Raw genomic sequence first — 10,931 nt, forward strand, 5'->3', positions numbered from 1 at the left:
ATCAAATTCATCAAACGGTATTCGTCATTCGGCAGAATTAATATCAGCCAAGTCGTGAGATCAGTTTGAGAAAATAATGCAACTGTAGGCCGGTACTCCCAACCCTAGTAGGCATCAGTCATTCCCAATCTAAAATCTAAAATGGTATGGCTTGCATTCCTGACTGCCAACAATTCTTATTCCGATCGCACGCTCGCCTTCTATTTTGGCATCAGCTTTATATTTTGACCTTCGGTTTACCTAATTGAGGTTACTGCTTTACGATATCTTTAATATCTATCTCGTTTGTATAACAAAATAATTGTAAATAACATAGAGAAAATACGGAGTTTTTTAAATTAGCAATGTATTCTAATGTAGAGGTAAATACTTATTGACAGTTTGACTAATTTGTGATCAGGCTTCAAGGAGAAATTTTTTCGTCTAAAGCTTTTTTGGCGAAGCGGGTTGCATAAACGGTGAGGGCGATCGTTGCTACCAAACCAATGCCGTAGAGAGCCCACTCACCAGCAGTGCGCGATCGCCCGCTAGAGCCAAGTGCAGCCAAACTCCCGGCCAGGGAACCGATATAAACATACATGACAGTTCCGGGAATCATGCCGATCCAAGATGCCAAAAAATAATCTTTTAAAGATACCTGCGTGACTCCAAAAGCATAGTTAAGCAAATTAAACGGAAAAATGGGAGAAAGTCGCGTCAGCAGCACAATTTTCCATCCTTCAGAAGCAACTGCGGAGTCGATCGCCTTAAATTTTTGATTGCCCTCTATCTGTTTGGAAACCCAGTCGCGAGTTAAATACCGCCCTACCACAAAAGCGCAAGTTGCGCCTAAAACCGAGCCGATGGAAACACAAACCGAACCGCCAACGACTCCAAACAAAACGCCAGAACCAAGAGTCAGCAAAGAACCGGGGATAAATAGAACAGTTGCGACAATGTAAATTAGAATAAAAGCTGCCGGGCCCCAAGGGCCGAGACTCGCGATCGACTCCAAAGCATTTTTCAGAATTCCTTGAAAGTTAAAAAACTTGGCCGCCACAATCAAAGCCACAGCTAAACCAATCCCTAAAATCAGCTTCCACCTATTTGATGTTGGCGGATTTTCATCGGGCGATCGCGAATCATTCATTGCTTAAAATCTCCACTCTCAATAATACGGGCATGGGGCATTGGGCCCCAAAACATGGGGAATCGGGAATCGGGAATCGGGCCCAAGAGCATAGTTTCTTCCTTCTTCCTTATTCCTTCTTCCTTATTCCTTCTTCCTTCTCAAATCAAAGTACCGCCGCAGCTAGAACCGCAACCTGCCGTACAGCCGTAACAATAAGCAGCCGTTTGCACCTCTTGAATGACATCTAAACTGCCAGATGCGAGCAATTTAGCAGTATTTATCTTTTCTCCGCTGCCAGTTTTCGCCGGCAAATTTTCCATTTGGTTAAAATCGCAGTCGTAGACATTGCCCAAATAGTCGATCGACAATTCGTTACGACACATTAAATGTTCCAGAGTACCGGGATTAAAATTCTCCTCCAAAAACCCGAGATAAGGTTTGTGCAGTTTCTTATGTTCCAAATGAAACTTAGTCCGTCCCACCGGCAAATTAGTAATCGCGAACAATTGATTAAAACAAATCCCAAAATGTTCGGCTAAATAAACCTTGTAATCTTGCTCTAACTTGCCTTGTTCCGGTGTTAGCGAAAACTTCTCTGTTGCCGGCACTTGTGGATTGTACACCAAATCCAGAGTTAAATTTGGGTTTTTCCCGTATCCCAACTGATTTAGCTTTTGCAGCGCCCGAATTGAACTGTCAAAAACACCGCTGCCGCGCATTTTGTCCACATTGTCAGCTTGATAGCAGGGAAGCGACGCCACAATTCTGAGTTGATGCTGCGCGCAATATTCAGGAATATCTTCAAAACCTTTTTCAAAGTAAATCGTCAAATTAGAACGAACAATTACCTCTTTACCTGCCGCCCTGGCAGCTTCCGCCAGCGGTTTAAAACCGTAAAGCATTTCGGGAGCACCGCCGGTGAGGTCAACAGTTTTAATTTGAGGAAAGCGGCGAATAATTTCAATTAATTGATTGCAAATTTCCGGGGAAAGTTCTTCGGTTCGTTTCGGGCTAGCTTCAACGTGGCAGTGAGTGCAAGCCAGGTTGCAGCGTTTGCCGAGATTAATTTGTAAAACTGTAATCTGCTTTTTAGTTAAAGCTGAGTTAATTTTGTTTTTGAAAGGCGTGACTGCTGTCTGAATCATGTGCTAACCTTTTGGTCTTTGCTCGCAACGAATGTAGAGGCGTTCCGGCGGAACGCCTCTCATAATTTAGCACTAATTCTTTGGATGCGACAGATCCAAATTTTAACTGGTCGCTACAAAGTTAATTGAAACTCACATCTTGCACCCTTATTGAAAACAGGCAAGATGCCTGTTCCACAGGAGAGGAATTTTGTTGTGGAACAGGCCGGAAAGCCTGTTCATAAAAGGCTTATTGACAATACTGCAAGAGCTGAGTTAAAACCGACAAGGCAAGAATTCTAATTTTGACACTAATCTTACTTTAGAGAGTCAACTAATGTTTCAACTCGTGCTTTAATTTCATCTCGAACGCGGTGAAAAGTTTCGATGGGTTGTCCGTCGGGGTCGTCGAGTTGCCAATCTTCAAACACTTCTCGCAATACCCACGCTTCGGGTAAATTCACGCCGCAGCCGCACAGAGAAATTACGGCGTCGTAGTCTTCTGCATTGAATTTGCTTAATGGGTTGGATGTTTGATCGGTGATATCAATGCCGATTTCTGACATGACTTGAATTGCTGTCGGATGAACTCTGCTTGATTCTAACCCGGAACTGGTGACTCCAATCTTGCCGGCTCCGATTGTTTTAGCGAATCCTTCTGCCATTTGCGATCGGCAGGAGTTTCTTTTGCAAACAAACATTACTTTTTTCATAGTTTTTGTTGGTTGTGAGTTGTTGGTTATTCGTTGTTGGCGGAGTTCCGGCGGTTTCTAAGCGCCCGGTAATTCAAGGGCGCGATTTGCTAGTGCGATCGCCTCTTTAGCTGCTTGTTCCTTGCGTTCGCTGTAGCGATCGGTCAAATAGTCCGTTTGCTCCCGCAACAGCAGGGTAAACTTGTACAGTTCCTCCATCACATCGATCGCGCGATCGCGATAAGGCGAATCCTTCATCGTCCCATCTTCATTAAATTCCTGATAAGCTTTCGCAACCGAAGACTGGTTCGGAATCGTAAACATCCGCATCCAGCGGCCCAAAATTCTCAAAGTATTGACAGCATTAAAAGACTGGGAACCGCCGCTGACTTGCATCACCGCCAAAGTTCGCCCTTGAGTTGGTCTGACGGCCCCAATACTTAAAGGAATCCAGTCAATTTGATTTTTCATAATGCCGGTAATATTGCCGTGCATTTCTGGACTAGACCACACTTGACCCTCCGACCACAGGCTTAATTCCCGCAACTCTTGAACCTTCGGATGAGTATCGGGAACGCTGCCGTAAATAGGCAATTCTAGAGGATTAAAGAACCTAATTTCTGCACCGAAATCCTCAATAATTCTCGCCGCTTCTTCCGCCAACAAGCGGCTGTAAGAACGCTCTCTCAAAGAGCCGTATAAAAACAGGATTCTCGGTTTGTGCGTAAAATTTGTCATGATACTTTCAATTAAAATCCCGAAATCCGTTAGACAGTTCTCGATAAACTGCCACTGCTAATTGTGATCCCCAGATAGGGGCAACCCAGTAAACCCAATGGTGGTTCCAAATACCCCCAATTAAAGCAGGGCCGAGCGATCGTGCCGGATTCATGCTCGCTCCGGTAATCGGTCCCATAAATGCAGCTTCTAACCCTACAGTTAACCCAATTGCTATCCCGGCAAAGCCGATGTGAGCGCGTCTATCTAATCCCGAACCGAGGATAACAAACATTAAGATAAAGGTTAAAACAGTTTCTAAAATTAGAGACTGCAACCAATTACCATTGAGAGGGATAGTTGCACCGAGATTTGCTACGTCACCTAAAGTAATTAGCAGCACTTGAGAAGCTGCGACCGCGCCTGCACACTGCGCTAAAACGTAAGGCAAAACTTTGTATTTTGGGAAAAAACCGCTCGCCCAAAACCCTAAAGTTACGGCCGGATTAAAGTGTGCACCGCTGATGTGTCCTAGGGCGTAAATCAGTGCACAGACTACTGCACCAAATACAAAACTGACGCCTAAATGAGTTACGGAACCAGCGCTAGTTTTGTTAACCATCACGGCGCCTGTGCCAGCAAAAACCAAAATAAATGTACCTATAAATTCGGCGATCGCCTCTCGCCTGCAATCTGGCCGAGCACAACCTAACCTATGAGCTATTGCATCCATCGCTCTCAACTAATTTGTTCCATCCCATCATATCAATAAAATTTGATATGTCAATCATCAAAAAAGCCCTATCAGTATTTGAGTGATTAAGAAATGTTGATGGGTTAACCTGCGTCGGAACAGGGGCGCGCCGGCAGGATCTGGCTGAAGCGGCGGTATTCGGCGAGGTACTGTTCGAGGGCGACAAACTGGGTCAAATTGAGGCTGTAGTAAATCCAGCGCCCTTCTTGGCGGCTGCGGACTAAAGCTGCATCCTTCAAGGCTTTGAGGTGAAAAGAGAGTTTAGACTGAGGAACAGAAAGTCGATCGCACAAATCGCACACGCACAACTCCTGTTCCCGCAGCAACTCCAAAATCTGAATCCGCAGGGGGTCAGAAAGAGCGTGAAAGCCAGCAGCGATCGATTTATCTGCAACAGGCGGCGCGATCGTAGAATTTTTAACCATAAATTACCCTTAAATTTTTATTCAAAAACTCCCGGCGCGATTTCTTGTTTTTACCGTTAGATTCCATAAGGTTATCCTGTGATGGTCATTCCCAATCAACTCCGAAATCTTTATCTTCTAGGACTAACGATTAATTCTTTTACCGATGCAACACCCAGTAAGCGCAGCCGCTGATTGCAGCAGCAATTGGCAAGGTCAAGATCCATGATAGTAGAATCTGATAGAAAACGCGCACATTAGCTTTTTTTGAAATCAATCCTACACCAAAGATTGAGCCTACCGAAACATGGGTAGTAGAAACAGGAAGCCCATAACGACTGGCAACAATAACTAAAAATCCAGTCACTAAGTTTCCCACCAGCCCTTGACCGGTATTCATTGCTGTCAGCTTTTTGCTCATGGTTTCGGCAACTTTTTTAGCATTCAATAAACCGCCGATCGCCATTCCAAAAGCTACTGCTAAACTTCCCCACTGAACTGAGATTGATTGACCGACTAACATGAGCGAAACAATTTTCGGCGTATCGTTCAATCCTCTGGCAAAACTGACGACTCCCGCACTCATAAAATGGCAAATATCCACTAACTTTTGGCTGGGGATTTGTAAGAAATTTCCCAGATATCTTTGCGTGCATTTATCTAGAGAATCTACCGCGACATCAGCGGTTGTGATGCACTTGAGTATGTTAGTTGCATCGGGCTGGGGAATGGGAATAATTTGTTGAGTTTGACCAGCGCAAATACACCATTCTTTCTGGATTCCTAAATAAACTCGCAGGTAGCGAGACAGCCCATAAATTAAAGCTCCTAATAGAATCGCAATCATGGGACTCAGCAACAAAGGGATTAGAAAATTTTTCTGCAAGGCAGTAAAATTAACTTGATTACCAATTGCTACTAAACCTGCACCAACAAGAGCGCCTGTAAGACCGTGAGTTGTGGAAATAGGGAATCCAGTTAAGGTAGCAAGAATAACGGTTAAACCCGCAGCGATCGCGACTGCCAAATGAAAATCTGAGCCATTGGCGATATCGTCTGGAACTAGCCCTTTTCCCGAAAAGCTTTTTACCAGAGTTTCTGCTAGAAAAACAGAAAACACTGAACCTGCAAAAGTTGTAATTGTTGCCCAACCAATTGCTGTTTTATAGTTTGTCGTCTGACTGCCAAACAGTGTCGCCACGCCTTTAAAATTATCATTAGCACCGTTGCAGTATGCTAAAAACAACGTGGCGATAAATAGGGCAATAATTAACATTCTCTTACTCAGAATAAGTGTGGTTTATTTAAATTTTTTTTTCCCCGGGCTGCTACAGCAACGAATTTGATTGTATATACACCGTTGCATCAAATAAAATAAGGAAAATATTAAGATTTCTTTGGAAGGCGAGCGATCGCATCTTAATTTCGCGCCAGCAACATGGGCACGATATTGAAGGATACTATAATTAAGGCTCGGCGATCGCGGACGGTACGCTCACCCTACCCATTCACTTAGGGTTCTGTACCCTTGCCGGCACATCTGTCAGTCCCGCCTTCTGCATCAGGGAAATCACCCCTATAGATAGAATTCCCCCAATAATTGCCCCAACAACTACCAGGATGATAAACACTTTTTGCAGAGTTTTTTTAGTTGCCGGGTGGTACTGTTTCGGCAATGCTTCACCTTGCTCGTCAACTTCTTGCTCCAAGGGGTCTAGCGGATTGGAGGGATTTGAGTTAAAGGGATTGGGCGCTTGATTCATGGTTAGTTTGGGTTAAAGGAGATCGACAACTATTTTAACTTGCGATTTAGCCGCGCAGCTTAAATAATACATTCTGGTTTTACTGAATACTCTATAAATTTTATTAAGATTGCTAAAATACGGATTAACCCGGTTTATTGAATAAACCGGGTTTTTCAACATACTAAAAGTTTTATGTCACGCTTCTGCTTTTGACAGGCGATCGAGAGAAATTGTTGCCGCCTTAGATACTTGAGAATTACTATCTTTTTCTAAGTATTTCAAAGCCGAAACGCTCTTAACACTCGGCAAATTGCCCAAAGCTTCAGCCAGCCTCTGGCGAATCAGCCAATCTTCCGACTGAGCAAAATTGAGGATGCGATCGATCGCCCCAATATCTTTAATTTCCCCCAAAGCCGAAATTGCCGCCTGCTGGATCACCACTTGCTCACTGTCGAGAGCTTTTAGCAGCACATCGCGAGCCCGGGGATCTTTGAGATTCCCCAGAGAAACAGCAGCACTGAAGCGCACCAGCCATTGAGTATCTTCGTAAAAAGCCCGCACCAAAGCATCAAAAGCTCTGATATCTTCCAGATAGCCCAAAGCACCTGCAGCGTCAGCGCGAATGCCGTAATCCGGGTCTGTTTCTAGCAATTTGACTAGAATAGGATAGCACTCTGCTGTCGGTTTCACGCCGAGAGCAAACACAGCCATCGATCGCACTTGCAAACTTTCATCGTTCAACACCTTTTTAATCAAAGGCACCGCCTCTGCAGCAGGCACATTCCGCAAGTTGGCCAAAGCCACCATTCTATCGGCGGAATTTTGGCTTTCTAACTTGGCTGCAATTTGCTCTAAGCTTAAAGTTGTCATTATGGGTAAATCTTGTAGTAAAACTTTACATTCGGGTTATTTTGATTATAGGAGAGTCTCAGGGGAAAAGCAGGCAGTAAAAACCGCCCCAGGATTTGAGATGAGTAAGATTGCGGATAAGTGAGACGATTAATCTAAAGCTCAGATTGCGTGGAAATAATCAATGAGAAAGTTTATTATTTAAATCCCAAGCACAGGCGAGGTGTTTCTGCCGTTCCCCAAGGCTTTGCCCGATAGTTAGCCGCCCTCTGACAACCTGCAATCAACTATGCCGTTCTACCACCCGCCCTTTTACTCCTCAGCCTTAGAACAAGCGATCGATCGCTACCCCCTCACTGCCGGGCCAGAAACTTCCTTAGCAGTGGCGATCGCCCTGATGAGTCAGTTGCAAAACACTTGTCCCCTAGTCAAAACACCTGTACCTGCAGACCGGGGGGCGATAACCGAAACATCCGCGCCGGAAAAGGTGCGGGCTAGCTGCGTGTTCGTCGTACAGAACCAGCAGACTATTACCACAGGCAACTTATCCGACAACCCCAGCCGCGGACTGTTAATCGGCATATTAACACCCGCCGACCTAGTGAGGCTGATAGCTGCAGGCACAATAGACAACCAGCACAAAGTAGCCCTGCACAAAATACCAATTTCCGAAGTGATGTCCCCGGTGTCGGTCTCCCTCACAGAATCCGATGACCAAGACGTGTTTACCGCTTTATCCTTATTTCGCCAGCACAAGATTCGCTATTTGCCGATCGTCAATCAATTTCGCCACTTGGTAGGAGTGCTGACACGGGAAAGAATTCGCCAAGTATTGCAGCCTTCCAACATTCTTAAATTGCGGCGGGTAGCAGAATTAATGACTACGCCAATTACAGCGCCCCACACCGCCTCGCTGCTGACCATAACCGAACTGATGTCAGAGCATCAAGTCAGTTGCGTAGTGATTACAAAAAACAAAGAATTAACAATGGAGAAGCCCAAAGATGACTATACCTCCATTTTTCACTATTCCTTTCACCAACCGCTGGGAATTGTTACCGAATATGACCTTGTGCAGGCACAGTTTCTCGAACTAAATTTCCCGCAAACCCCAGCTCAAAAAGTCATGAGAACTCCCCTGCAATTTCTTCAGCCTTCCGATTCCCTATGGACGGCGCACAAAGAAATGCAGCAGCAACAAGTGCAGCGGTTGGTCGTCTGCGGGGGGCGCGGAGAACTGTTGGGAATTATTACTCAGACCAGCTTGCTCAGAGTCCTCGACCCCACCGAAATGTACCGAGTTGTCAAACAGTTGCAGCAGTCGGTTTATCAACTGCAAGCGGAAAAAGTTGAACTGCTGCAAAGCCGCAACGCCAAACTAGAACAGCAGGTGCGGGAACGGACTGCCAAACTCCACGAACAATTGCAGCGCGATCGGCTGTTAACTCACATTTCCTTGCGGATTCACCAATCCTTAAACCTCGAAGAAATTCTCAACGCCAGCGTTGATGAAGTCCGCCAGGTTTTGCAAGCTGACCGAGTAGCAATCCTGCATTTAGAGTCCAGCAATTACGGCATTGTAGTGGCAGAATCCGTTGCCGATAATTGGCCTTCAATATTGGGAGAAATCATGCCGGATAATATTTGGCAAGAATCTGCTTCCGTGATCGAACAGGAAATTTATGCGGTTCCGGACCTCGACCAAGCCTGTTTGAGCGCCGAAAAATATGCCCGGTTCCAGCAAGCGCAAATCAAAGCTTATTTGATTGTACCAATTTTGCAAGACGGCAATTTATGGGGGATGATGTGTGTCCATCAGTGTTCCCAATCCCGTCAGTGGCAACCTTCGGAAGTGGATTTGCTGCTGCAACTGGCAACTCAAATCGCGATCGCCATTCAGCAAGCCCAACTCTATCAGCAAGTCCAAAATCTCAACACCGACCTCGAACGCCAAGTCCAAGAACGCACCGCCGAATTGCAGCAAAAAGTTCACGAGCTCCAGCATTTAAACGTCCTCAAAGATGAATTTCTCAGCACCGTTTCTCACGAACTGCGGACGCCTTTAGCTAATATAAAAATGGCTATTCATATGCTGAGAATTTCTCCCACACTAGATCGGCGCCAGATTTATCTAGAAATTTTAGAAACAGAATGTACTAGAGAAACTGATTTGATTAATGCTTTGCTAGATTTGCAGCGGCTCGAAGCAGCAACTTGTCCGATCGACCTCGAACCAGTAAACTTAGAAGTCTGGCTGCCTACTATTATCGACCCGTTTTACACCCGGGCCCACGACCGCCACCAAGATTTGCGAGTAGAGTGCGATCGCCACCTCCCCACGATCAGTTCCAACCGCGCTAGTTTGGGACGAATTTTAGCCGAGCTCCTCAACAATGCCTGCAAATATACTGCCAATGACGGCGAAATTTTTCTGAAAGTCGAATGCAAAAATGGAGACGGCGAACAAGGAGAACAAAAGACAAATTCGCGACAAGCAAGTGCTGTGGCTTCAAAAATCCAATTTACACTCAGCAATCAATCGTCCATTTCTATAGAGGAATTGCCTCGAATTTTTGAGAAATTTTATCGAGTTCCCAACGCCGATCCTTGGAAACAAGGAGGTACAGGTTTGGGTTTAGCTTTGGTTCAAAAACTTGTCGAACAGTTGCAGGGAAAAATTGAGGTTGAAAGCAGGAATGGCTGGACTAATTTTATCGTCACATTTCCTACCAACCCGGATGGAAATTAGTCTGCCATCAGTCAATTTTAGATTTTAGACTTCGGCCTAAGAGGTGCAGCTAGCGCGAGCGTCAAATCGCGCTCAGTCGAACGATTTTAGATTTTAGATTTACTCCACAGATGAATCTGAGAGCTGGAACAACCCACATTCCGAACCCAACTTTCACGTGGGGTGCGGGCGGGCTGTAAATTCCGTGGGATGGTCTAGGGGGAACAGATCGATAAAGTATAAACCCACATTCCGCAGCCCCAACTGACACATAGGCGGATTGAGGGGGTAAAAGTGAATCATCGGAGATCGTAGTAAGTCAAAACACCCAAAAATCTGTGCAACGATCACATCACTCACTTAGGAATTCCTAAAAAGTGACATGAGGGCATGAATTAAATCTTCTTCACCCATAAAATTTCAATAATCACACCATTACTAACTATTAATTACCAGCATATAATTTCAGCAATCTGACAATTATACATCACTAATAAACCAACACTTAATTAGAGTTTGCTGAATAATTGAGCGCAAACCAAGAGCAGGAGCGATCGATATATTCAGGATCAATTTACAATAACTTTTTGCTGCGTTAATTTTCTATGCCTATAAGTGTAGATTATATTCAATTTAAAAACAGGTGTTGTTTTGCCCGAACAACATAAAAACACTTCACGGGGTGACAACCCCGTCAGAACATAGATAGAATCAATGACTGCGCGGGGTGACAACCTCGTCAAAAGCCCCGCCTGTGGCAGATTTACCTGACTTAAGTTAAAAAAAGATGAGGTCGAAATTCTATCA

Annotated in this window: 10 protein-coding genes; 1 reads left to right on the forward strand and 9 read right to left on the reverse strand. The window is 44.9% G+C overall.

Annotated elements, in window-relative coordinates:
* Positions 1-403 precede the first annotated feature (403 nt).
* The 9 genes from QUA23_RS18870 to QUA23_RS18910 all read right to left on the reverse strand — a co-directional run bounded on the left by QUA23_RS18870 (position 404) and on the right by QUA23_RS18910 (position 7,417).
* Complete coding sequence (locus tag QUA23_RS18870) at positions 404-1,129, reverse strand: TVP38/TMEM64 family protein (RefSeq protein WP_333075843.1); 726 nt, start codon at positions 1,127-1,129, stop codon at positions 404-406.
* Positions 1,130-1,269: 140 nt separating this feature from the next.
* Positions 1,270-2,256, reverse strand: coding sequence for an arsenosugar biosynthesis radical SAM (seleno)protein ArsS (gene arsS / locus QUA23_RS18875; RefSeq protein ID WP_333075842.1), 987 nt, complete (start codon positions 2,254-2,256; stop codon positions 1,270-1,272).
* A gap of 296 nt (positions 2,257-2,552) precedes the next feature.
* A complete protein-coding gene (arsC, locus tag QUA23_RS18880) occupies positions 2,553-2,948 on the reverse strand; it encodes an arsenate reductase, glutathione/glutaredoxin type (RefSeq protein WP_333075840.1) in 396 nt (131 codons plus the stop codon).
* 57 nt (positions 2,949-3,005) lie between these two features.
* The gene (gene arsH, locus QUA23_RS18885) at positions 3,006-3,665 is read right to left on the reverse strand and encodes an arsenical resistance protein ArsH (RefSeq protein ID WP_333075837.1); all 660 of its coding nucleotides are present in this window, start codon (positions 3,663-3,665) and stop codon (positions 3,006-3,008) included.
* A gap of 7 nt (positions 3,666-3,672) precedes the next feature.
* On the reverse strand, positions 3,673-4,377 hold the full coding sequence (locus tag QUA23_RS18890) for an MIP/aquaporin family protein (protein ID WP_333075835.1): 705 nt from the start codon (positions 4,375-4,377) through the stop codon (positions 3,673-3,675).
* 104 nt (positions 4,378-4,481) lie between these two features.
* The gene (locus tag QUA23_RS18895) at positions 4,482-4,823 is read right to left on the reverse strand and encodes a metalloregulator ArsR/SmtB family transcription factor (protein WP_333075834.1); all 342 of its coding nucleotides are present in this window, start codon (positions 4,821-4,823) and stop codon (positions 4,482-4,484) included.
* A gap of 139 nt (positions 4,824-4,962) precedes the next feature.
* Positions 4,963-6,078: an inorganic phosphate transporter gene (locus QUA23_RS18900; protein WP_333075832.1), complete on the reverse strand. Its 1,116-nt coding sequence runs from the start codon at positions 6,076-6,078 to the stop codon at positions 4,963-4,965.
* A 232-nt stretch (positions 6,079-6,310) separates the two neighbouring features.
* Positions 6,311-6,565, reverse strand: a complete 255-nt coding sequence (locus QUA23_RS18905) for a hypothetical protein (RefSeq protein WP_333075830.1) — start codon at positions 6,563-6,565, stop codon at positions 6,311-6,313.
* Positions 6,566-6,742: 177 nt separating this feature from the next.
* Positions 6,743-7,417, reverse strand: coding sequence for a HEAT repeat domain-containing protein (locus tag QUA23_RS18910; protein WP_333062888.1), 675 nt, complete (start codon positions 7,415-7,417; stop codon positions 6,743-6,745).
* Positions 7,418-7,685: 268 nt separating this feature from the next.
* Here QUA23_RS18910 and QUA23_RS18915 point away from each other — a divergent pair, with 268 nt between their 5' ends.
* Entirely contained in the window at positions 7,686-10,145 is a 2,460-nt protein-coding gene (locus QUA23_RS18915) for a CBS domain-containing protein (protein ID WP_333075829.1), read from the forward strand.
* Positions 10,146-10,931 lie beyond the last annotated feature (786 nt).

This window comes from Microcoleus sp. Pol1C5, assembly GCF_036701115.1.
GTDB lineage: Bacteria > Cyanobacteriota > Cyanobacteriia > Cyanobacteriales > Microcoleaceae > Microcoleus.